Origin of the sequence: Sphingobium sp. DN12, from assembly GCF_051058005.1 — a bacterium.
In the GTDB taxonomy this organism is placed as follows: Bacteria; Pseudomonadota; Alphaproteobacteria; order Sphingomonadales; family Sphingomonadaceae; genus Sphingobium; species Sphingobium yanoikuyae.
Window position 1 is genome coordinate 3,698,062 of record NZ_CP173717.1, and the last position, 22,276, is coordinate 3,720,337.

Below are 22,276 nucleotides of genomic sequence, written 5' to 3' on the forward strand. Positions count from 1 at the left end.
AGCCTGTTCAGCCTGTCGAGCTCCTGAACAACTGCTTCCACCAGCGACCGCCCGATTTGAGCACATGGCGGCGGAACAGCAGCACACCGATGCGGATGATGAGGGCGACCCAGACGCCCTGCCACAGGATCGCCACCAGATGCGGCCAGAGCGCCGCATCCTGCGCCGCCCGCGCGATCATCGCGAAGGGCGAGGAGAAGGGAAAGACCACCGACGCCACTTCCAGCGGCGATCCCATATGGTCGACCGTGTAGGAGACGAAGAAGAAGATCATCATCTGGCCCATGGTGATGGGCATGTTGAGCGTCTGCACCTCGCGCACGGTCGCCGCCTGTGCGCCGATGCCCAGGAACAGCGAGCCGAGCAGCGTATAGGCCATGGCGAAATAGATGATGCCGAGCGCGATGAAGGCGGGCCAGCCCACCGCCGGATCGGGCAGGACCGTGCCGGGCGCCTTCAACGCCATGAAGATGGTGAAGGCGGTGGCGCCCCAGAAGGCGATGCCGACGAAGCTCATCCCCAGCATGGCGATCAGCTTGCCGAGGAAGATCGCGTCCACCGGCACGGCGGCAGCCAATATCTCTATGATCTTGTTCGTCTTTTCCTCGACCAGATTGGACAGGATCATGCCCGCCAGCAAGATGGTGAGGAAGAAGATGACGATCTGGCCGGTGCGGCCGATCAGCAAACGAGCCTGCGACTGGGCACCGAGACTGGTCGCCACTTCCTGCCGCTCGACCTTGACCATGTGCAGCACCTTTTCGGCCTGCGCCGCGCTGGCGATCAGGCTGAGATCGCCCTGCAACCGGTCCAGATCCTCGGGCTTGCCGGTGAGGACCGGGCGGGAGACCGTGCCCGACAGGATGGCGACGACGTCGGAATCGGGCCGGGCCAACTGGGTGCGGGGCGGGGTGCCGAGTGGCACGGCGTGAAGCCGCGGCAGCGCCTGTGGCCCCATGCGTTCGGTCAGGCGCGCATGCGCCCGTTCAAGCGCGCCGACATCGGCCGGCGCCATGGCGATGCCGACGACCGGGCGCAGGTCTGTGCTGGAAATCTTCTGGGTGAAACCGGCAAAGACCATGCCGATGACGATCGGCACCAGCGGCCCGATCAGGAACAGGATGAAGGTGCGCGACAGGACGACGGCGGTGAAATCCCGCCGGGCGATGACGCTGGCGGCGCGCAGCAATTCCTTCATGCCCCGGCCTCCTGCGTGGCGTCATCGCGCATCTGGCGCGCAGCAGCCTCCCCCGCGATCGCGACAAAGGCGTCATGCAGGCCCGGCCGTTCGATCGACAGGCTTTCGATGCCCGCCTGACCATCGAGCAGGGCGCGCAGCAGCGGTTCGATGCCATCATCGGGCAGCGCGAAATGCCAGGCGCCATCCTGCGCCAGCGTATCGGTCGGCAAGGCGCGGCGCCAGGCGCCGTCGCTCAGCCGCGTGCGCAATGTCACCTGGGGCGGCAGGCGGTCGCGCGCGTCGCTGACCGATCCTTCAAACCGGATGCGGCCGCCAGCGACAATGGCGATGCGTTCGCACAATCGTTCGGCATGGGCGATGACATGGGTGGAAAAGAGGATGGTGACGCCCTTGCGCGCCTGATCGCGGATCAGCGCCTCCAGCTTTTCCTGATTCATCGCATCGAGGCCGGAGAAGGGTTCGTCGAGGACGATGAGGCGCGGTTCATGGACGATCGTGCCGAACAGTTGCACCGTCTGGGCCATGCCCTTGGAGAGCTGGCGGATCGGCTTTTCGACCGAGGCACCCATACCATAGTCCTGAAGCATGGCGCGCGCCCGTTCGCGCCCGACATGGAGCGGCAGGCCGCGCAGCGCGCCCATGAAGGCGATCGCCTCATAGGCCTTCATCGACGGGTAGAGGCCGCGCTCCTCGGGCAGATAGCCGACCTGCTTGGCCATGCGCAGCGGCGCGCCATCGCCCAGCAGGGTGCGGTGGCCCTCGTCAGGGTCGATGATGCCGAGCAAGGTGCGCAGCAAGGTGGTCTTGCCCGCGCCATTCGGCCCCAAAATGCCGTAGATGGTGCCGGCGGGCACGGCGATGTCGACGCCATCCACCGCGCGAAAATCGCCGAACGCCTTGACAAGAGCATGGCCTTCGACGGCATAGGGGGCGGCAGGAGCCGGAGTGTCACCGATCATCCGCCCCTGATAATCCCGGACCATGCCAGTGCAAAACGAAACATTGGAGCAGCGCCTGAAAGCGCAGGCCGCGCAGTTGGGCTTTGCCGCCTGTGCGATCGCGCGCGCCGACGCCGCGCCGCGCACGGCCGAGCGGCTGCGCCAATGGCTGGAGGCCGGCCATCATGGCGACATGCTGTGGATGGAGGAGCGGGCCGAGCAGCGCGGATCGCCCACGGGCCTGTGGCCCGAGGCGCGGAGCGTCATCATGCTGGGGATGAGCTATGCCCCCGACCGTGATCCGCTGGCGCTGGCCGAGGTCGGCGATCGGGGCCGTATTTCCGTCTATGCGCAGGGCCGCGACTATCATGATGTGGTCAAGAAGGCGCTGAAGGCGCTGGCCCGCTGGCTGGTCGATCAGCAGCCGACCGCGCTCAAGGTGTTCGTCGATACCGCACCCGTGATGGAAAAGCCGCTGGCGCAGGGCGCGGGGCTGGGCTGGCAGGGCAAGCACAGCAATCTGGTGAGCCGCCAACATGGCAGCTGGCTGTTCCTGGGCGCCATCTATACCGAGATCGCGCTGGAGCCCGATGCGCCGGAGGTGGACCATTGCGGCAGTTGCACGGCCTGCCTGTCATCCTGCCCGACCGATGCCTTTCCCGCGCCCTATATCGTCGATGCGCGGCGCTGTATCTCGTACCTGACGATCGAGCATAAGGGACCGATCCCGGAAGAGTTCCGGGCACGGATGGGTAATCGCATCTATGGCTGCGACGATTGCCTGGCGGCCTGCCCGTGGAACAAGTTTGCGCAGGGGGCGGCGGCCAACCGCGCTTTCATCGGCCGGGCGGAGCTGGCGGCGCCGGCGCTGGGCGACCTGCTGGACCTGGACGATGCCGGTTTTCGCGAGATTTTCTCCGGATCGCCGATCAAGCGGATCGGGCGCGACCGGATGGTGCGCAATGCGGCGATCGCGGCGGGCAATAGCGGCGACCTGCGGCTGGTCGACCGGCTGCGGCCGCTGACCTCCGATCCCGATCCGGTGGTGGCGGAAGCGGCCGAATGGGCGCTAGGCCAATTACTCAGCGCTGCTGGAGCGTAGCCGCGCAGGAGGCGTGATCGACATCGGTGCCGGCGGGCGTGCGGGCATCGACATGGGTCACCACCGGCTCCTTCCCCTTGCCGGGCGAATAGAGATAGGCGTCGAGCACGCAGCGACCATTGGCGAATTGCAGCTTGCGCACGGTCGTTTCGCGAATGTCGAGGCGCGGCGTGCCGAACATCTGGGTCAGGCGCTTGGCGTCCATGCCCATCAGCGGGCCGGTCTTGGTGAAGGCGCTGGCCGGCGGACCGGCGGGCGGCGGAGTATAGCTGGTAGCGGGCGGGACGACGCCGCCACAGGCCGCAAGCGGCAGCGACAGGAGCGCGGCGAGCGCGAAACGGGGCGACATCAGACCGGCTTCCTCCTGGACCCTAGCAACATGTGGACCGCCATAGCCGCGCTCCAGATCGGCGCAAGCAGGTTGACCAGGGGAATGAGGAAGAGAAGCGCCGAAACGAGGCCCATGAGCCACCGGTTGCCACGGCCGATCGGCGGCAGGCCGGGATGGCGCGGCTCGACCATGTCGGCAAGGTCGCGGCCGAGCAGATAGGCGTTCACCGCCAGGAACAGCCCGATCGTGCCGATCCCCGTGACCAGCAGCAGCACATAGGCGGGCAGCGCCAGCAGGTTCCAGCCGAGCGTACGGCCGACCGATCGCAGCGCATAATGGAGGCTGCGCGCATAGCCGACCGGCCGGCCCACAGCCTGTGGATAAGTATCGCGCTCCACCGCTTCGATCACATCATCGGCGAACAGGCCCATGACCAGCATGGCGATGGTGCGGAACAGCAGCCAACTGGCCGCGATCATGGCAAGGCCGGTCGCTGCCGCCTCCGCCATGCCGCCCCAGCCATCCCCCTCGCCCCAGCCGAAATGCAGGCGCGTGGCGTGAAAGGCCGCCCATAGGCCGACGCCCAACAAAGCGAAGAGCAACAGGGTCAGCGCCAGCGTCTTGACCAGCAGCCGGCGCGCGGCGGCGTGGAAGATCAGGGGGAAGGCGCGCAGTGCCGCAGTGATGATCATGGCCCGATATCCTGCGCCCCGGTGCGCCCGTCAATCAGCAGCGTTGCGCCAGCGCCCCCGGACCGGTAGAGACGGCCCAATTTACCGCTATTTTCCTATCATCTTTCACAGGAGCCCGCGTGACTTCTTCCCCCACGCTTGACGTTGTCGCGATCGGCAATGCCATTGTCGACGTTCTGGCCCGCAGCGATGACGCCTTTCTGGCGCAGCATGCACTGACCAAGGGCGGCATGCAGCTGATCGACGCCGAAATGGCCGAGACCCTCTATGCCGACATGCCCCAGGCCAAGGAAATCAGCGGCGGTTCGGCCGCCAACACGCTGGCCGGCCTCGCTGCGCTGGGCGCCAAGTGCGGCTTCATCGGTCAGGTCAATGACGACCAGCTGGGCGCAGTCTTCGCCCATGACGTGCGCGCGCTGGGCATCAAGTTCGACACGCCGGCGGTGCAGGGCGACATTCCGACCGCCCGCTGCCTGATCCTGGTGACGCCCGACGCGCAGCGCACCATGAACACCTTCCTGGGCGCCTCGCAGTTCCTGCCCGAAGCGGCGCTGGACCTGGAACTGATCCAGTCGGCCCGCATCCTGTATCTGGAAGGCTATCTGTGGGATCCCGAGCAGCCGCGCGCTGCGATGCGCGCCGCGATCGACGCCGCCCGCAATGCCGGCCGCAAGGTCGCCTTCACCCTGTCCGACAATTTCGTGATCGACCGCCATCGCGCCGACTTCATCGACCTGATCGAACAGGGGCTGATCGACATCCTCTTCTCGAACGAGGGCGAGATCCAGTCGCTGGCGCAGGTCGATGATTTCGACAAGGCGCTGGCCCGCTTCGCCGACAAGGTGCCGGTGCTGGTGTCGACCCGCAGCGAAAAGGGCGCGGTCGCCATCGTCGATGGCGTGCGTCACGAGGCGCCGGCTGCACCCGTCAGCCAGATCATCGACACCACCGGTGCGGGCGACCTGTTCGCCGCCGGCTATCTGGCCGCGCATCTGGAAGAGCGCAGCGTCGAGGATTGCCTGGCATTGGGCGCTGCGGCGGCCGCCGAAGTCATTTCGCACTGGGGCGCGCGTCCCGAGGAAGATCTGAACCTGATCCGCGCCAAGCTGTTCGCCTGATCGCGACAGACACTGACAAAAAGCCCGTCTCTCCGGTCGAGAGGCGGGCTTTTTTATTGGGTGGATCAGGCCGGGGCCTTCTGCTTGCGGAACAGGGCGCGGTCGTCCGGGCCGAAGCCCCAGCGCCAGATGACGAAGCCATAGGCGCCCAGGATCGCCCAGACGCCGACCGCCAGCTCGACCCATTCGAAGCGCGCCGGCAGGGCGACGAAGGCCGCGCCAACAATGCAGGCGACGCCCGAGGCGCTGAGCAGCGGCCAGCGCCAGGCATTGACGCGGGCGTGGAGCAGGCTGGAGAGCAGGCGCGCCTTGACGAAGGCGCCAGCGCCGAGCGCGATGCAGAGGCCCAGAGCCGGCGCGGCGGCCAGTTCCTGCGGCGTGAGGCCGAATCGCTTGCCGAGCAGGATCAGGCCGAAGCTGAGCGCCGCCTGCAACGCGATCATGCTGAGCGAGATCATCAGATTGCGGTGGCGGGCAATATAGACCAGCGCGGATTCGCTGACCACGGCGGTCGCCGCAACCACTTCGGCCAGCAGCAGGAAGGCCAACGCACCGGTGCCGCCGACGAAATGCGGACCGACCAGGCCCATGACGGCCTCGCCCGGAATGCCGAGCGCCAGCGCGATTCCGGCCTGCGCCGCGATGATCCAGAAGCCGACCTGGCTGACTTGGCGCGCGATCGCCGCCAGATTGCCTTCCGCCAGGTTGCGGGTGATGACCGGGCCCAGGATCGGGTCGAAGCTGGTCTTCAATTTCTGCGGCAACGAGGCCACCTGCTGCGCGACATAATAGATGCCGACGATCGCCGGGCTGACGAACAGGCCCAGGATCGCCATGTCGAGCCGGCGCGAACCCCATTCGACGCCATCCGCGGCCGCGAGCGGCAGGTTGCGGCGCGCCAGACGCCAGAGCCGCCCGGCATCGGGACGCCAGCCATGGGGCCGGCCATAATGGCGCCACATCGGGATGATCGAGGCGATCATCGCCGCGACCATCGACACGACATAGGAGAGGATCAGGCCGTCGCGCAGCGAATAATAAGCGAAACCAAAGGCGCCGATGCTGATCGCCCAGGGTTCGATGATCGAGCGCGCGCGGACCGTGGCGCCGATGTCGAAGCGATAGGCGCAGGCGGCGAGCGCCACGTCGGAGGTCGCAACGGCGATGACGATCAGCGCCAGCAACCGGTCGAGCCCGTTGATGCCGCTGTTGGGGAACATCGCCTGGGGAAAGGCGATCAACAGGCCGGCCCCCAGCAGCGATGCGATCAGCGTCACAACCATCGCGTCGGTCACGACATGGCTGTGCGGCCGTTCGGTCTGGGCGAGCGCGCCGGCAAGGCCGCGCTTGAGACCCAGCGTCGCGATCTGGGCGACGAATTCAACCACCAGCACGGCATAGGCGAAGCGTCCCAGCGCATCGGCACCGTACCAGCGGCCGGCGATGAACAGGAAAGGCAGGCGCGCAGCCAGGCGCAGCAGGAAGCCGAAGACGTTGGTCCGTCCGCCCTTGGCCAGGGCGGCGATGTCATCCTTCTGTTCGGCAGGGGTCGCCTGCGCGGTCACAGGACCCTGGTCCCCCTCGATTGTCATGCTCATGTCTATAGGCGATCTATTGTGTCGCGGCGATGCTTATTCAGGCCGCAGCGGACGCGCCAGCAGCGCGTCGATGACCTGAGCCAATGGTGCGGCGTCGCCGAGCAGGGCACAGACGGCTTCCACCACCGGCATTTCGACGCCGGCCGCGCGGGCTGCATCGCGCAGCACCGGCGCGGTATGCGCGCCTTCGGCCACGGTGCGACGGTTGGAGAGGAGGTCGGCGGCGCTCTGCCCCTCGCCCAGCCCCTTGCCGAGCGAGAAGTTGCGCGAATTGGTGGAGGAACAGGTGAGGACGAGATCGCCCAGCCCCGACAGGCCGCCCAGCGTTTCGGCGCGGGCGCCGCGTGCCAGGCCGAAGCGGGTCATTTCGGCAAAGCCCCGGCTGATAAGCGAGGCTCGCGCGTTGAGGCCAAGGCCGGCGCCTTCCGACACACCGCAGGCGATGGCGAGCACATTCTTGACCGCGCCGCCGATTTCCGCGCCGACGACATCATCCGACAGATAGGGGCGGAAAGTCGGGCGGGCGATGCGCGCCGCCAGCTTTTCGGCCAGCGCCTGGTCCGCGCAGGCGAAGGTGACGGCGGTCGGCAGGCCCTTTGCCACTTCATGGGCGAAGGTCGGGCCGGAGAGGACGGCGATCGGCGAGGTCGGCTGCGCCTGCGCCGCGACTTCCGACATCAACAGGCCGGTGCCCGCCTCTATCCCCTTGGAACAGAGAACCAGCGGCACGCCGGCCGGCGCCTGCGCCACGACGCTGCGCAGATGCTGGGCCGGGCTGACCACCAGGATCAGGTCGCGATCAGCCAGGTCCGACAGGACGCCGGTCGCCCGGATCGAGGGCGAAAGCGGCAGGCCGGGCAGATAGAGCGGATTTTCATGGGCGCCGTTGATCGCATCGACCACATCGGCTTCCAGCGCCCAGAGGCGCACATCCTGCCCGTCGGCCGCCAGCAACTGCGCCAGCGCGGTGCCCCAGGCGCCTGCTCCGATGACTCCCGCCTTCATGCCTTCACTCCTGCTCCACGCGCCTTTTCCGCCGTCGGATCGAGCGGCCAGCGCGGCCGGGCGGGGATGGTGAGATCGTCGGTCATGCCCGCAGCATAGCGCTCCGCGCCGGCCCAGGCGATCATCGCCGCATTATCGGTGCAGAGCCACAAGGGCGGCGCGACGAAGGGCAGGCCATGATCCTGCGCCAGCGTGGTCAATGCTCCACGCACCGACTGATTGGCGGCGACGCCGCCGGCCACGACCAGCGCGGTCACGCCTTCGCTCGCGGCGAGCGCACGCCGGGTGCGGTCGAGCAGGCAGTCGATCACCGCCTGCTGGAAGCTCGCCGCGATATCCTCGACCGCATATTGGCCCGACTGCGCGGCGCGCATCACCGCGCTCTTGAGGCCGGCGAAGGAAAAATGGGGTTCGTCGGTGCCGACCAGCGGGCGCGGCAGTGGCACGGCGCGGGGATTGCCCTGCGCCGCCGCCTTTTCCACCGCCGGGCCGCCTGGAAAACCGAGGCCGAGCAGCTTGGCGGTCTTGTCGAAAGCTTCGCCCGCGGCATCGTCGATCGTGGTGGCGAGGCGGCGATACTGGCCGACGCCGTCGACCCTGAGCAGCTGGCAATGGCCGCCCGACACCAGCAGCAGCAGATAGGGGAATTGCAGATTCTGGTCGGCGAGGCGCGGCGAGAGCGCATGCCCCTCCAGATGATTGACCGCGACCAGCGGCTTGCCGCTGGCATGGGCGAGCGCCTTGCCGGTGACAAGGCCAACCATCACGCCGCCGATCAGGCCGGGGCCGGCGGTGGCGGCGATGACATCGACATCGGCCAACGTCATCTTTGCGTCGGCCAGTGCCGCCTCGACCAGCGGGGCCAAAGCCTCGACATGGGCGCGGGCCGCGATTTCGGGCACGACGCCGCCATAGGGGCGGTGCGCGTCTTCCTGCGTGGCGAGGCGATGGGCCAATATTTGCCCGTCAGCCGTCACCAGCGCCGCCGCGGTTTCGTCGCAGCTTGATTCCAGGCCGAGGATGATGGTCATTGCCGCTTCCATCTAGTGCCCGTGGCCATTAGAGCAAGCCGCTTATGAAAAGACCCGAACGACCGTTGCGCCTTGGCACCAGGGGATCGCCGCTTGCGCTGGCCCAGGCCCATATGACCGCGCAGGCGCTGCGCGACGCCCATGGCTGGGATCAGGACGCCATCACCACCGTCATCGTCCAGACCAGCGGCGACCGGATCCAGGACCGGGCGCTGGCGGAAATCGGCGGAAAAGCCTTGTGGACCAAGGAGCTGGACCGGGCGCTGGTGGAGGGCGAGATCGATTGCGCCGTCCACAGCATGAAGGATGTCGAGACGATCCGGCCCGATGCGATCCGCATTGCCGCGATGCTGCCGCGCGCCGATGTGCGCGACCGGCTGGTCGGCGCGGAAAATTTTGCCGCGCTGCCGCCGCAGCCGATCGTCGGCACCAGTTCGCCGCGCCGCGCCGCGCAGGTGAAGCAGTTGCGCCCCGATGCGCAGATCATATTGTTCCGCGGCAATGTCGCCACGCGGCTGGCCAAGCTGGAGGCCGGCGAGGCCCATGCGACGTTGCTCGCCGCCGCCGGGCTCGACCGGCTGGGGCAGGCGGACATTGGCGCCACGGTCGAGATCGACACCATGTTGCCGGCGCCGTCGCAGGGGGCGGTCGGCATCGAGACGCTGGCCGACAATGACGCCATGCTGGGCTGGCTGGCGGCGATCAACCATCGCGACACATTCGATTGCGTGATGGCCGAGCGCGCCGTGCTGCGGGGCCTGGGCGGCACATGCCATTCGCCGATCGCCGCGCTCGCGCTGCTGGAGGGCGGACAGATTCATCTGCGCGCCGAGATCATCAGCCCGGAAGGGGACGAGACGGTGCGGGACGAGGCACGGCTGGCGCGCGGCGATTTCGACGCGGCCGAGGCGATCGGCCGGAGCCTGCTGGAGCGGGCAAGCCCGGCACTGCGCAGCCTGTTCGAGGGGTGAGACCGCTCATCATCCTGCGGCCCGCGCCCGGCGCCGGCAGGACGGCGGACAAGGCGATGGCCATGGGGCTGGCGGTGCGGCTGTGTCCGCTGTTCGCGGCCGAGGCGATGGCCTGGACGCCGCCACCCGCCGGGGATTTCGATGCGCTGCTGGTGACGAGCGCGCAGACGGTGCGATTCGGCGGGGTCGCGCTGCAGGCCTATCGCGCCTTGCCGACCTATGCCGTGGGCGCAGCGACGGCCGAGACGCTACGGACGGCGGGATTTGCCGATCCGGTCGCGGGGGATGGCGATGCCAGCGCAATCGCGGCGCGGATCGTGGCCGACGGGCACCGAGCGCTGTTGCACCTGTCGGGTGAGGCGGTGGCGCCGATGGACGCGGGGCCGCTGCGGGTGACGCGCATTCCGGTCTATCGGATGATGCCCCTGCCCTGCGATCCGCTGGAGCTGAGCGGCGGCGTGCTGCTGGTCCATTCTGCGGCCGCCGGCGCCCGGTTGGCGGAGATATTAGCCGAAAATCAGCGCGCAACCAGCGACGTGGTGGCGATAAGCCCGGCCGCGCTTGCCGCCTGCGGCAGCGGATGGGGCAGCGCGCAGGCCGCCGATGCGCCCAATGATGCGGCGGTACTGGCCCTCGCCCGTCGATTGTGCGAATGAAACCGCGGTCGCAAACGAGAGAGACTTGATGAACGAGCAGGAGAGTGTGGAAATTCAGCAGGAAACGCCGCCGCCCGCGCGCCGACGCACATCCTGGCTGACGCCCGTGCTGCTGCTGTTCGCGTTTCTGATCGGCATCGGCGTCACCATCTGGGCGATGCCGCAGATCGAACGGCGCTGGGGCCAGGATGAGGCGGCGACGCCCGCCCTGCCCGCGCCGCTGCTGGGCAGCAACGCCATCCCGTCGGGCCGTCCGTTGACGGCGGATGCCGCGCAGATGCTCGACGCCCGCGTGATCCAGCTGGAGGAGCGGCTCAACCGCATCACTGTCGAGGCGCAGGCCGCGTCGGGCAATGCCGCGCGCGCCGAAGGGCTGCTGGTCGCCTTTGCCGCCCGCCGCGCGCTCGATACCGGCGCCCCGCTCGGCTATGTCGAGGGGCAGTTGCGGCTGCGCTTCGGCCAGGCCCAGCCCCGCGCCGTCGCCACCATCATCAATGCCGCGCGCGAGCCGGTGACGCTGGCCGACCTGCGCGCCGGCCTGGTCGATGTCGCCGATCGCGTCACCTCGCCGCCGGCCGACGCCAGTTGGTGGGACAGTTTCGAGCATGAGGCCCGCGAGCTGATCATCATCCGCAAATCCTCCACCCCCTCGCCCCGGCCGCAAATGGCGATGCAGCGGGCGCTGCGCTATATCGACGCCAGCCGGGTCGGCGCGGCGCTGGCCGAGGTGGAGCGCATGCCCGATCGCGCTGCGGCCGATCGCTGGATGCAATATGCCCGCCGCTATCTGGAGGCGCGCCGGGCGCTCGACCTGATCGAGACAGCGGCGATATTGGAGCCGCGCCAGTTGCGCACGACCGAGGGCGCCAGCGTCGCCCAGACATCCCCCCTCGCCCCCTGAGCTCCATTTCCTGAGACATACCGTTCATCGCTTGCGATGAAACCCATGGACGCACCCTGCGTTTGTCACGAGAATGTCACCTTTTCCGCCCGGTTCAGGACAATATCTCTCGTGCCACCCTATGCCGATGCCATTGCCAGCTTCTGGAAGGGCCGCCTTGCCAGCGGTCCTCGTGCGTCCGCGCGTCCGTCGCTCTCGCATCTGCTGGGCAATGCCTCGGTGCCGTTCGACATCAGCCGCACCAGGGCGCAGGCCGAACAACTGAGCCGCGCGATTCGCGGTGATGGGCGGCATATATTGCTGGTGCCGGGCCTGATGGCGTCGGAACATCGGATGGAGCCGCTGCGCGCGATCCTCAACGCGTCGGGCTATCAGGCGCATGGCTGGGACATGGGCCGCAATTTCGGGCCGCGCGCCGATACGCTGGAGAAGATCGACGCCCGCGTCGATGCGATCCGCCGGACGAGCGGCAAGCCGGTGACTTTGGTCGGCTGGAGCCTGGGCGGTCTTTATGCGCGCGAATATGCCAAGTTCGCGCAGTCCAAGGTCGGCGGCGTGGTGACGATGGGCACGCCCTTTTCCGGCGATCCGCGCGCCAACCATGCCTGGCGCCTCTATCAGCTTGTGTCGGGCTTCCCGGTCGATACCCCGCCCTTCCCCTGCACCCGCGAGGAGAAGCCGCCGGTGCCGACCGTGGCGCTCTGGTCGCAGCGCGACGGCGTGATCCTGCCTGAATGCGCGCGAGGCCGCGCCGGCGAGCGCGACCGCGCGATCGAGGTCGATTGCACCCATATGGGCTTCGCCGCCGCGCCGGAAGGGATTCTGGCCGTCGGCAAGGCGCTGGAGATGATGGCCGCCTGAGCGGTCAATAACGGACTGTTTCACCCTCCACCGTCAGCAGGTTGGGATCGGTCAGCCGCACATGGGTTTGATAATAATATTTTTCGGTTGGCCGGCCATCCGCCAGAAAATGAATTTTCACCCGCTTCGCTTCGCCACGCACCGCGATGGTCTTGCCCGTCAGATATTGATCGAGTTCCGCGCCGAAACGCTGTGCCAGTGCATCGGCCATGGCGCCGGGAATGGCGATCGTCAGGTTGCGGGGATCGCGATAATCCTGCTGAGAATTAAGATAGAACCAGCCGCCCTGGCGCCCAGTGGCGCGGACAGGCAGTTCGAACACCCCCTTCACCCCATCGGGGGCGACAGCCGCGGCATTCATCACCGCCTGTTCGGGAAAGATATTATAGGAAGCAGACGGCGCTGCGGCTCCCATGAGCAGCAGGCCGGACGACAGGATGAGAGCATAACGCATCAGGCTGGTCTCCAGAATGATCCGGTGTGGCCAGCCTAACCCGATCAACCGGCCACCGCCAGCCTCTTGAGCGCCTCTTCCCGGCCAATCAGCGGCAGGAGCTGGCCCATGTCGGGGCCGTGGTCCATGCCGGTAAGCGCCCGGCGCAGGGGCAGGAACAGGATCTTGCCCTTGCGGCCGGTTTCTTCCTTGAGCGCGCCTGTCAAAGTGCGCCAGATGTCGGCGTCGAAGACGGCGCCGGACAGGATGCGATGGGCGGCGGCGAGGAAATCACGGTCTTCTTCGGCCACTTCCGGCGCGGCGATCGGGCCGGTGACGATCTGCCACCAGTCGGCCGCGCCCGCCACCGTTTCCAGATTGGGGCGGATCGCGGCCCAGGCGGCGGCATCCATGCCGGCGGGCAGGCGATCGGCGACCACCTCATAGGGGAGTTGATGGACGATCTTCTGGTTGAGCGTCGCCAGTTCGGTTTCGTCGAAGCGAGCGGGGGCGCGGCCGAAATGGGCGAAGTCGAACGTCTCGATCAGCGGCGCATAGTCAGCGAAGGGCTCGATCGGCTGCGAGCTGCCGAGACGGGCGAGCAGCGACGCGATCGCGGCGGGCTCCAGCCCGACCTCGCGGAAATGGGCGACGCCGAGCGAACCGAGGCGCTTCGACAGCTTGCCCTCGCTGCCGGTCAGCAGCGCTTCATGGGCGAAAGCGGGCAGCGACGCGTCCAGCGCGGTGAACATCTGGATCTGGGTCGCGGTGTTGGAGACATGGTCCTCGCCGCGCAGCACATGGGTGACGCCCATGTCGACATCGTCGATGACCGAGGGGAGCATGTAGAGCCATGAGCCGTCGGCGCGGCGGATGACCGGGTCGGACAGCAATTTGGGATCGAACCGCTGATCGCCACGGATCAGGTCGGTCCAGACGATCGGCTGGTCATGGTCGAGCTTGAAGCGCCAATGGGGCGTGCGCCCTTCGGCTTCATAAGCGGCGATCTGGTCCGGGGTCAGCGACAGGGCGGCGCGGTCATAGACCGGCGGCAGACCACGGCCGAGCAGGACCTTGCGGCGCAGTTCCAGTTCCTGGCTGGTTTCATAGGCTGGATAGACATGGCCAGAGGCCTTCAATGCCTCGAATTTTTCCTCATAGAGGGCGAAGCGTTCCGACTGTTTTTCCTGGCCGTCCCAGTCGAGGCCGAGCCACTGCAGGTCGGCCAGAATCGACTCCGCATATTCGGGGCGCGAACGCTCCAGATCGGTGTCGTCCAGGCGCAGCAGGAATTGGCCGCCGGACTTGCGCGCCCACAGCCAATTGTGGAGCGCGGCGCGGATATTGCCGACATGAAGGTGGCCGGTCGGCGACGGGGCGAAGCGGGTGATGACGGTCATAAATCCGGTCCTGAACCCGTTCGGTTCGAGCTTGTCGAGAACAGTTCTCGACGACGCTTCTCGACACGCTCGAAGCGGCTCGAACCGAACGGCCTGAATAGTTAGACGCTGCGGAAGGCGTTGGTGATGGGATAGCGGCGGTCGCGGCCGAAATTGCGGATGCCCAGCTTCACGCCGGGCGGCGACTGGCGGCGCTTATATTCGGCGATGTAGAGCAGATGCTCGATCCGGGTGACGACCGCCTTGTCGAAGCCGCGCTCGACCAGCTGGGCCACCGACAATTCCTCCTCGACCAGGCCATAGAGGATCGGGTCCAGCACCTCATAGGGCGGCAGGCTGTCCTCATCCTTCTGATTGTCGCGCAATTCGGCGCTGGGCGGCTTGGTGATGACGCGTTCGGGCATCACCGGGCCGGCCGGGCCGAAACCCTCGGCCAGCGAAGGCAGATTCTCGTTGCGCCAACGGCACAGGTCGAACACCGTCGTCTTATAAGCGTCCTTCAGCACCGAATAGCCGCCGGCCATGTCGCCATAGATGGTGGCATAGCCGACCGACATCTCGCTCTTGTTGCCGGTGGTCAGCAGCATATGGCCGAACTTGTTGGAGAGAGCCATCAGGGTGAGGCCGCGAATGCGCGACTGGATATTCTCTTCGGTAAGGTCGCGCGCCTTGCCCTCGAACACCGGGGCCAGCATCGTGTCGAAGGCGGAAACCGCCGGTTCGATCGGGATACTGTCGTAGCGGACGCCGAGCAGGCGGGCGCATTCGACCGCGTCATCCAGGCTTTCCTGGCTGGTGAAGCGCGATGGCATCATCACGCACCAGACCCGGTCGGCGCCCAGCGCATCGACCGCAACGGCGGCGGACAAAGCGGAATCGATGCCGCCCGACAGGCCCAGGACGACGCCGGGGAAGCGGTTGCGGTTCACATAGTCGCGCAGGCCCAGTAGCATCGCATTGTAGATGTCGGCCGGGCGCGGATCGAGTTCATGACGCTCGCCGGGCAGGCAGACCCATTGGCCGTCCCATTTTTCCCATGTCGTCAGCACCAGCTTTTCCTCCCAATCGGGCAGTTGCTGGGCGATGGAAAGGTCGCCGTTCATGACGAAGGAGGCGCCGTCGAACACCAGTTCGTCCTGGCCGCCGACGCGGTTCAAATAGACCAGCGGCAGGCCGGTTTCGCGGACGCGGGTGCCCGCGACCAGGTTAAGGCGGCGATCATCCTTGTCGACCTCGAACGGGCTGCCATTGGGGCTGATCAATATTTCCGCACCCTCGGCCCGCAGATGGGCGGTGACGAAGGGGAACCAGATATCCTCGCAGATCGGCACGCCGATCTTCACGCCGCGAAACTCGATCGGCGCGGGCAGCGGGCCTGGCGCGAACAGGCGCTTTTCATCGAAGGTGCCGTAATTGGGCAGTTCGCGCTTCTGGCGGATCGCGGTGACGGCGCCATTTTCGATCAGAGCGACGACATTGAACAGCACGCCCTGCGAAGCAACCACGGTGCCCACCAGCATCGCCGGGCCGCCATCGGCGCTTTCCTGCGCCAGCCGGTCGAGATGATAGTTTGCCTGGTCGAGCAGAGCGGGCTTGAGCACCAGATCCTCGGGCGGATAGCCGATCAGTTGCAGTTCGGGAAAGACGATCAGGTCCGCGCCCTTGGCGCGCGCGCGCCATTCCAGCATGGCGTCGGCATTGGCCCTGGGGTCGCCCATGGTCTGGGTCATCTGGGCGAGCGCGATCACGAGTTTGTCGGTCATGTCACGCGCCCTAGAGCATTTTGCCTATTTGCGAAAATGCTCTGTTTTCCGATGCCGCATTTTCGAACCGGACGCCCGCTTCGCGCATGTTCTGAAAATGCGGGGTCCATTTTGTCGCAGGGCGCAAAAGCGCCTTTCCACATGGGACATGCGCCGCTAAAGGGGCCGCGTTTCGCGCATCGTCATCAATTCGTCACGCCAATTAGCCTGGGGATTTTCGCCATGAAACTCATGACCGGCAATTCGAACAAGCCGCTCGCGGCCGCCATCGCCGACTATATCGAAATCCCCCTGACCGAGGCCAGCGTCCGCCGCTTTGCCGACGAAGAAGTTTTCGTGGAAATTCATGAGAATGTCCGCGGCGAAGACGTGTTCGTGATCCAGTCGACGGCCTATCCGACCAACGACAATCTGATGGAATTGCTGATCATGATCGATGCGCTCAAGCGCGCATCGGCCAAGCGAATCACCGCCGTCGTCCCCTATTTCGGCTATGCCCGCCAGGACCGTAAGCCCGGCCCGCGCACGCCGATTTCGGCCAAGCTGGTCGCCAACCTGATCACCACCGCCGGCGCCGACCGCGTCCTCTCGGTCGATCTCCATGCCGGGCAGATCCAGGGCTTCTTCGACATCCCGACCGACAATCTGTTCGGTGCGCCAGTGATGTCGGCCGATATCCAGGCCCGCTTCGGCGACAAGAATATCATGGTCGTGTCGCCCGACGTCGGCGGCGTGGTGCGCGCCCGTGCGCTCGCCAAGCGGCTCGACAACGCGCCGCTCGCCATCGTCGACAAGCGCCGCGAGCGCGCCGGCGAGTCGGAAGTGATGAACATCATCGGCGACGTGAAGGGCCGTTTCTGCATCCTGATCGACGATATCGTCGATTCGGCCGGCACTTTGTGCAACGCCGCCGCCGCGCTGAAGGCGCAGGGCGCCGAGGAAGTCGTCGCCTATGTCAGCCATGGCGTGCTGTCGGGCGGCGCGGTCGCCCGCGTCGAGGCATCGGAACTGCTGGAACTGGTCATCACCGACTCGATCCAGGGCACCGATGCGGTGAACGAGGCCAAGCGCATCCGCCACCTGCCGATCGCCCCGCTGCTGGGCGAAGCGATCAAGCGCATCGCCGACGAAAGCTCGGTTTCCAGCCTGTTCGACTGATCGCGCGCGGGCTGACCGGTCGTCAGCCCGTTTGATGATGTCATGATATCGCCGGTCGAGCGTCGCTCGGCCGGCGTTGTCGTATCTGACGTCAGTGCGTCGGGAACAGGATGATCGGCAGGGCGAAGACCAGCGCCAGGCCGGAGACGATGCGCTGGCCGCGCGAGACGCCCAGCGGCAGTTCGCGCCAGACCATCGGGCAGGCGAGCAGGACGAAGACGACGAGGATGTTGGAGATCGCCACCGATCCGCCGATCGGCATGTCCTGCCGCAGCGCGAGGCCCGCGAACAGGCAGATGAAGCTCAAGATCCAGCCAACCAGCGCCATGACGGCCCCCTTTCTTCCGGGAGGCTAGAACGGCACGGTTTCCAAAAGCTTAATCACCGTCTTCGGGGATAGGCTCCCAGGGATCATAGCTGCCGAAGCTCCACACATTCCCCTCGGGATCGAGCGCGGTATAGCCGCGCCCCGGATAGCCCGGATTGTCATGCGGTTCGTCCACCACCACCGCGCCTTCGTTGCGGGCATGGAGGCAATGGGCGTCGACATCGGGCACGACCATATAGACGCAGGCGGTGATGCCGCCGAGGTCGCGCACCGTCGACCAAGTATAGAGCGATTCGCCCTCCATATCCTTGACGCTGCCCAGCATCACCATGCCCTCGCCCAGGACAAGCTGGGCATGGTGGATGATGCTGTTGTCGAGATCGTCGGGATAGACGGCGTGTCGCTCGAAGCCGAAGGCGGCGCACAGGAAATCGATGGCGGCGGGCGCATCGGCATAGCGCAGGCACGGGATGACGGGTGAACCGGGCATCTTTCCTCTCTCCTTCGGTGAATCAGGTCGCTCCTGTCTAGCCTATAGCGCCCCAAGCGGCTAGGCGAAGGGGCATGACGACCCGCGATGACCTGGCCCTTGCCAACCGCCTTGCCGACGCCGCCGGCGCCGCCATCCGCCCCTTTTTCCGCGCGCGCTACGATCTGGAGATCAAGGCCGACAAGTCGCCGGTGACGGAGGCCGACCGCGCCGCCGAAGCCGCGATCCGCGCGATCCTGGAAAAGGAACGCCCCGATGACGGCATCATCGGCGAGGAATATGGATCGGTCCGCACCGATGCCGAGCGGGTGTGGATATTGGATCCGATCGACGGCACGCGCAGCTTCATCGCCGGGCGGCCGATCTTCGGCACGCTGATCGCGCTGACGCAGGCCGGCTGGCCGACGATCGGCATCATCGACCAGCCGATCGCGCAGGAGCGCTGGGCCGGGATGAGCGGCCAGCCCACCACCTTCAACGGCAAGCCGGTGCGCACCCGCGCGTGCAAGGCGCTGGAGGGCGCCGGCATCGCCACCACCAGCCCGCATCTGTTCGCGGAAGGCGACGTGCCCCATTATATGGCGCTGGTCGGCGCCGTGTCGGGCGGATCGCCGCGCCAGGGGCCGGTCTATGGCGGCGACTGCTATAATTATGGCCTGCTGGCGTCGGGCTTCCTCGACATCGTCATCGAATCCGGGCTGCAAAGCTATGACTTCGCCGCCCTGGTGCCGGTGGTCGAGGGCGCGGGCGGCCTGATGTGCGACTGGAATGGCGAACCGCTGACCGCCGACAGCGAAGGCCATGTGCTGGCGCTGGGCGATCCGGCGCGGCTGGAGGATGTGCTGGAGGCGATCCATGGCGCGGGCGACGGGCATGACCATGGGCATCATCACGATCATTGAGGGGGCTGCAAGCGACCAAGAGCGATCGTTCCTCCCCGGCACGTGGAGGTGAGGGGCAAGTGCCTATTAGTGCTGCGCTATCCGGCCTGTGCCCCTCCACCACTCGCTACGCGAGCGGTCCCCCTCCCCGTGCCGGGGAGGAATGTCTTGTTCACACCCTAATCCCCCGCCACTGCATCCCTGACGGCCGCGTCGTAGAGGGCGCGATTGTCTTCGTCGAAGCAGACGAAGAGGATTTGGTCGAAGGCGTCGGGATCGCGGTGCAGCACCTCGACCACGGCGCGGGCGGCGACCTTGGCGGCTTGCGCCTTGGGATAGCCATAGACGCCGGTCGAGATCGCCGGGAAGGCGACCCCGCGTAGGCCATGATGGCGGGCGAGCGACAGGCTGTGGCTGTAGCAGTTGGCGAGCAGGTCGCGCTCGCCCTGATTGCCGCCCTGCCAGATCGGGCCGACGCTGTGGATGACGTAGCGGGCCGGTAGCCGATAGCCGCGCGTGATCCGCGCCTCCCCGGTCGGGCAGCAGCCGATGCCCCGACATTCCTCCAGCAGCTCCGGCCCGGCGGCGCGATGGATCGCGCCATCCACGCCGCCGCCGCCGAGCAGGCTGTTATTGGCGGCGTTGACGATCGCGTCGACCGCGCAACGGGTGATGTCGCCCGTCACTACCTCCCAGCGCGTCGTCCCGACCATCATAGCCTCAATCCCTGATCGGCCCGCCGATCGACCAGACATGGCCGAAGGGATCGGTGAGCTGGCCATAGCGGGCGCCCCAGAACTGGTTGTCGATCGGGAAGCGGATTGCCGCGCCGGCGGCCACCGCCCGGTCCCACCAGCGATCGGCATCGTCCACTTCCAGATGAAGCGTCACCGCAGCCGGCTTTTCCGCCGGGGCGCCGCCGCACATTTCGGGAAAATGATCGTTCAGCATCAGCCCGCCATCATTGATCGTCAGATGGGCGTGCATGATCCGCGTCCCATCCTCTTCCAGATGGCGGCTCTGTTCGGTGGCGCCGAACGCAGTCGTGTAGAAGGCGATGGCATCGGCGGCCTTGCCGTCGGCGATGGTCAGATGGGGCGTGACCCCCGGCAGGACGAATGGCGTGTCGCTCATGATCCTCTCCTTCGCGTCGACTCATGGGTCGAGTCGGCCAGGCCACAGGATAAGCCCGGCGCGTGTCGTTCAGAAGATGCCGAGGAACTTCTTGTCCTGCGTCTTCTTCTCGGCCTTGCTGCCCTTGCCCGCTTCATCCTTTGCGGTGGTGCCGCGGCCGACATCGTCGCGTGGCTTGCCGCCCCGGGTGCGCTGGGCAGCGGCATCGGCCCCGGCCAGCACCGGGCCGCAGGCCGCTGCCTTGGCATCGCCGACATCGACAAAGGCGAGCGTCGCGGCGATCGGCGTGGCAACGATGCCCAGCGCCGCCGCTGCGCCGCCGCGCGCGATCAGGTCCGGGCTGATGACATTGATCGACGGCCGGGCGAAATAGCCGCCAATGCCGACCGGCGACTGGCCGGAGAAGAGGCTGATCTTCTTGCCGTCGGCGCGGAAGGCGAGATCGAGGCTTTCATTTTTGAAAGAGAAGCCGCCCCGGCCGATCATCACATTCTTGCGCGTGTCGATCAGGATCGGGTCGGCCGCCGCCACGCCGTCGCGCACGGTGAAGGCGATGAGGCCGCAATTGATCTGCACCGGATCCTTCAGCTTCTTCTCGAACATCTTGGTGATGAAGGTGCCGACATCGATTTCGGAGAGCTGGACGTTGCGCGCCCACATGCTGCCCGCCGGCAGGATGACGGCGATGCGGCCATTGGCGGTGGCGAGCGAGTCATGGACGGTATCGCCCAGGCCCGTCATCTGCATCCGCCCCTTGACCATGCCGGTCGTGCCCGATTGCTCGACGCCCCAGCGGGCAAGCAGCGTGCCCATGGGCGTGGGTGCCAGGCGGACGTCATAGCTCGTGCGCACCGGCTGATTGCGGGCATTGATCTCTATGTCTGACGCGACATGGCCGCCCGCCATGTCGAAGGTCAAAGGCGAGAGCGTCAGCAGGCTATGGTCGAGTTTCACCGTCATAGCGGCATTGGCGATCGGCACATTGGGCGCGCGGATGGTCTTTACGCTGTAGCGGACATTGGCATCGAAATTGCGGATCGCCTCGATCCGCAGCGGCGCGTCGGGCAGCAGACGCGGCGTTCCCTGCACGGTCGTAATCGCGCCCGCCCCGCCCTGCGCATCCAGCCTCTGCGGATTATAGCCGATGAAGGGGCCGACGTCGATGATGTCGAGCCGTTGCGTCGCCAGATCGGCGTCGAGCAGCAGGCGGTTGTTCGGCAACGACACGGTGAAGCGCCCTGCAAGGTCGGAATCGCCGAACCGGCCATTGAGATGCGTGAAGCGCCACTCCTCGCCCGCCTTGGTCAGGGCCGAGGTGAAGCGATACTGGCGGGTGCCGGGAATGGCGACGCCCAGGAAATCGAACAAATGGCTGAGATTGGGGCCCTGCGCCACGACGCGCAGGTCGCTGCCCTCCAGCTCGGTCGCGCCGGGCAGCGTGCCGGCGACCTCCAGCACGGTCGCGCCCGCCTGCGCCCGCAGCGCCAGGCTGTTCTTGCCGCCGGTGACGGTGGCATTGGGCGACAGCAGGCCGCCCTTGAGGGTGAAGGGCTTGCCGCGCATCGTGCCGGTGCCGGACAGGCGGACGTCGCTGGCAAAGCGGGTATCCTGCGCCTTCACCGTTTCGAAGCCGATATCGGTCGACAGCATCAGCACCGGATCGCGATAGCGCATCGTCGTGCCAGCGAGCAGCGCGCGGCGGACGAGCGGCAGGGTCATCGGCTCGCCCTTGCGATCGGGGTCGCCCAGCGTCCATGTATTATGCTGCCGGTCGCGCGACCATTCGAGGTCGACCGCGGCATTGCGCAATTCCAGCCAGCGCACACGATATTTGCTGCCGAAGAGAAGGCTGAGCGGGGAAATGCGCGTGTCGATCAGGTCGGCGCGAAACAGGTCGGGCCGACTGGCCCAGGGCAGGTTGGCGATCCGCATCCCCTCCGCCCGGAACTTGATACTGATCGGCGCGAAATAGAGCTGGAAGTCGCCGCCGACCTGCACCTGCCGCTCCAGCCGGGCGGACAGGATGCGCTCGAACGGGCCCTTGAGGAAGCGCCCCTTGGTGATGAACAGAATCAGCCACAGGGCGAAGAGGATGCCGATGATCCACAACAGGATGCGGGCCGGCAGCGGCAGGCGCCGCCAGCGGTCGCGCGCGCGGCGCAGATGCACAGCCGCGCCGCCGGGCTGGGCGGGCTTGGACGCGCTGGGCGGCACAGGTTCGACATCGGCCATGGCGAGGTGAACGCAGGCATAGTGGCTTTGGGTCCGAATCGCTTGCTTTTGC

23 protein-coding genes are annotated in these 22,276 nt (G+C 66.8%); 8 read left to right on the top strand and 15 right to left on the bottom strand.

Annotation, left to right across the window (positions count from 1 at the left end; genetic code table 11):
- Window positions 1–7: 7 nt before the first annotated feature.
- Both ACI6S0_RS17525 and ACI6S0_RS17530 read right to left on the bottom strand, forming a co-directional pair.
- The gene (locus ACI6S0_RS17525) at window positions 8–1,198 is read right to left on the bottom strand and encodes an ABC transporter permease (RefSeq protein WP_004208882.1); all 1,191 of its coding nucleotides are present in this window, start codon (window positions 1,196–1,198) and stop codon (window positions 8–10) included.
- Window positions 1,195–2,160: an ABC transporter ATP-binding protein gene (locus ACI6S0_RS17530; protein WP_037510108.1), complete on the bottom strand. Its 966-nt coding sequence runs from the start codon at window positions 2,158–2,160 to the stop codon at window positions 1,195–1,197. Before ACI6S0_RS17530 ends, ACI6S0_RS17525 begins: the two co-directional genes overlap by 4 nt.
- 22 nt (window positions 2,161–2,182) lie before the next feature.
- Between ACI6S0_RS17530 and queG the strand changes: the two genes are divergently transcribed.
- Entirely contained in the window at window positions 2,183–3,241 is a 1,059-nt protein-coding gene (gene queG / locus ACI6S0_RS17535; protein ID WP_434403758.1) for a tRNA epoxyqueuosine(34) reductase QueG, read from the top strand.
- Here queG and ACI6S0_RS17540 read toward each other — a convergent pair.
- The gene (locus ACI6S0_RS17540) at window positions 3,222–3,590 is read right to left on the bottom strand and encodes a hypothetical protein (RefSeq protein ID WP_004208885.1); all 369 of its coding nucleotides are present in this window, start codon (window positions 3,588–3,590) and stop codon (window positions 3,222–3,224) included. The two genes, queG and ACI6S0_RS17540, sit on opposite strands and share 20 nt — an antisense overlap.
- A complete protein-coding gene (locus ACI6S0_RS17545; protein ID WP_434403759.1) occupies window positions 3,590–4,264 on the bottom strand; it encodes an EI24 domain-containing protein in 675 nt (224 codons plus the stop codon). Before ACI6S0_RS17545 ends, ACI6S0_RS17540 begins: the two co-directional genes overlap by 1 nt.
- 119 nt (window positions 4,265–4,383) lie before the next feature.
- Here ACI6S0_RS17545 and ACI6S0_RS17550 point away from each other — a divergent pair, with 119 nt between their 5' ends.
- Entirely contained in the window at window positions 4,384–5,382 is a 999-nt protein-coding gene (locus tag ACI6S0_RS17550; RefSeq protein WP_434403760.1) for an adenosine kinase, read from the top strand.
- A 65-nt stretch (window positions 5,383–5,447) separates the two neighbouring features.
- On the opposite strand, the gene ACI6S0_RS17555 is transcribed toward ACI6S0_RS17550, so the two are convergent.
- The 3 genes from ACI6S0_RS17555 to tsaD are packed head-to-tail and all read right to left on the bottom strand — an operon-like array spanning window position 5,448 to window position 9,016.
- Window positions 5,448–6,980 carry a lipopolysaccharide biosynthesis protein gene (locus ACI6S0_RS17555; protein WP_017502654.1) on the bottom strand — a complete coding sequence of 511 codons (1,533 nt, stop codon included), beginning with the start codon at window positions 6,978–6,980 and terminating at the stop codon, window positions 5,448–5,450.
- Window positions 6,981–7,013: 33 nt separating this feature from the next.
- Window positions 7,014–7,985, bottom strand: coding sequence for an NAD(P)H-dependent glycerol-3-phosphate dehydrogenase (locus tag ACI6S0_RS17560; protein WP_434403761.1), 972 nt, complete (start codon window positions 7,983–7,985; stop codon window positions 7,014–7,016).
- Complete coding sequence (tsaD, locus tag ACI6S0_RS17565) at window positions 7,982–9,016, bottom strand: tRNA (adenosine(37)-N6)-threonylcarbamoyltransferase complex transferase subunit TsaD (RefSeq protein ID WP_279776164.1); 1,035 nt, start codon at window positions 9,014–9,016, stop codon at window positions 7,982–7,984. The genes ACI6S0_RS17560 and tsaD overlap by 4 nt, the downstream gene beginning before the upstream one ends.
- 44 nt (window positions 9,017–9,060) lie before the next feature.
- Between tsaD and hemC the strand changes: the two genes are divergently transcribed.
- From hemC to ACI6S0_RS17585, 4 genes are all read left to right on the top strand, one after another.
- Window positions 9,061–9,987 carry a hydroxymethylbilane synthase gene (gene hemC, locus ACI6S0_RS17570; protein WP_333702590.1) on the top strand — a complete coding sequence of 309 codons (927 nt, stop codon included), beginning with the start codon at window positions 9,061–9,063 and terminating at the stop codon, window positions 9,985–9,987.
- The gene (locus ACI6S0_RS17575) at window positions 9,984–10,643 is read left to right on the top strand and encodes a uroporphyrinogen-III synthase (RefSeq protein ID WP_434403762.1); all 660 of its coding nucleotides are present in this window, start codon (window positions 9,984–9,986) and stop codon (window positions 10,641–10,643) included. The genes hemC and ACI6S0_RS17575 overlap by 4 nt, the downstream gene beginning before the upstream one ends.
- 28 nt (window positions 10,644–10,671) lie before the next feature.
- Window positions 10,672–11,544, top strand: a complete 873-nt coding sequence (locus ACI6S0_RS17580; RefSeq protein ID WP_136185724.1) for a hypothetical protein — start codon at window positions 10,672–10,674, stop codon at window positions 11,542–11,544.
- A 111-nt stretch (window positions 11,545–11,655) separates the two neighbouring features.
- Window positions 11,656–12,405, top strand: a complete 750-nt coding sequence (locus ACI6S0_RS17585; protein ID WP_434403763.1) for an esterase/lipase family protein — start codon at window positions 11,656–11,658, stop codon at window positions 12,403–12,405.
- A 4-nt stretch (window positions 12,406–12,409) separates the two neighbouring features.
- Here the strand turns inward: ACI6S0_RS17585 and ACI6S0_RS17590 are convergent, their stop codons facing one another.
- From ACI6S0_RS17590 to ACI6S0_RS17600, 3 genes are all read right to left on the bottom strand, one after another.
- Entirely contained in the window at window positions 12,410–12,859 is a 450-nt protein-coding gene (locus ACI6S0_RS17590) for a hypothetical protein (RefSeq protein ID WP_434403764.1), read from the bottom strand.
- 44 nt (window positions 12,860–12,903) lie between these two features.
- Window positions 12,904–14,238 (bottom strand): glutamate--tRNA ligase, encoded by a 1,335-nt coding sequence (gltX, locus tag ACI6S0_RS17595; protein ID WP_434403765.1) that lies wholly within the window; start codon window positions 14,236–14,238, stop codon window positions 12,904–12,906.
- Window positions 14,239–14,339: 101 nt separating this feature from the next.
- A complete protein-coding gene (locus ACI6S0_RS17600; RefSeq protein ID WP_434403766.1) occupies window positions 14,340–16,001 on the bottom strand; it encodes an NAD+ synthase in 1,662 nt (553 codons plus the stop codon).
- A 222-nt stretch (window positions 16,002–16,223) separates the two neighbouring features.
- Here ACI6S0_RS17600 and ACI6S0_RS17605 point away from each other — a divergent pair, with 222 nt between their 5' ends.
- Window positions 16,224–17,159, top strand: a complete 936-nt coding sequence (locus ACI6S0_RS17605; protein WP_026109493.1) for a ribose-phosphate pyrophosphokinase — start codon at window positions 16,224–16,226, stop codon at window positions 17,157–17,159.
- A 91-nt stretch (window positions 17,160–17,250) separates the two neighbouring features.
- On the opposite strand, the gene ACI6S0_RS17610 is transcribed toward ACI6S0_RS17605, so the two are convergent.
- Window positions 17,251–17,487: a hypothetical protein gene (locus tag ACI6S0_RS17610; protein WP_434403768.1), complete on the bottom strand. Its 237-nt coding sequence runs from the start codon at window positions 17,485–17,487 to the stop codon at window positions 17,251–17,253.
- Window positions 17,488–17,536: 49 nt separating this feature from the next.
- Window positions 17,537–17,977 (bottom strand): VOC family protein, encoded by a 441-nt coding sequence (locus ACI6S0_RS17615; protein WP_004208902.1) that lies wholly within the window; start codon window positions 17,975–17,977, stop codon window positions 17,537–17,539.
- 74 nt (window positions 17,978–18,051) lie between these two features.
- Here ACI6S0_RS17615 and hisN point away from each other — a divergent pair, with 74 nt between their 5' ends.
- Window positions 18,052–18,879, top strand: coding sequence for a histidinol-phosphatase (gene hisN / locus ACI6S0_RS17620; protein WP_125988628.1), 828 nt, complete (start codon window positions 18,052–18,054; stop codon window positions 18,877–18,879).
- Between the two features lie 158 nt (window positions 18,880–19,037).
- Here hisN and ACI6S0_RS17625 read toward each other — a convergent pair whose 3' ends face one another.
- From ACI6S0_RS17625 to ACI6S0_RS17635, 3 genes are all read right to left on the bottom strand, one after another.
- Complete coding sequence (locus tag ACI6S0_RS17625; protein WP_434403769.1) at window positions 19,038–19,574, bottom strand: O-acetyl-ADP-ribose deacetylase; 537 nt, start codon at window positions 19,572–19,574, stop codon at window positions 19,038–19,040.
- A gap of 4 nt (window positions 19,575–19,578) precedes the next feature.
- Window positions 19,579–19,992 carry a VOC family protein gene (locus ACI6S0_RS17630; RefSeq protein ID WP_434403770.1) on the bottom strand — a complete coding sequence of 138 codons (414 nt, stop codon included), beginning with the start codon at window positions 19,990–19,992 and terminating at the stop codon, window positions 19,579–19,581.
- 69 nt (window positions 19,993–20,061) lie between these two features.
- The gene (locus tag ACI6S0_RS17635; protein ID WP_434403771.1) at window positions 20,062–22,224 is read right to left on the bottom strand and encodes an AsmA family protein; all 2,163 of its coding nucleotides are present in this window, start codon (window positions 22,222–22,224) and stop codon (window positions 20,062–20,064) included.
- Window positions 22,225–22,276: the final 52 nt, after the last annotated feature.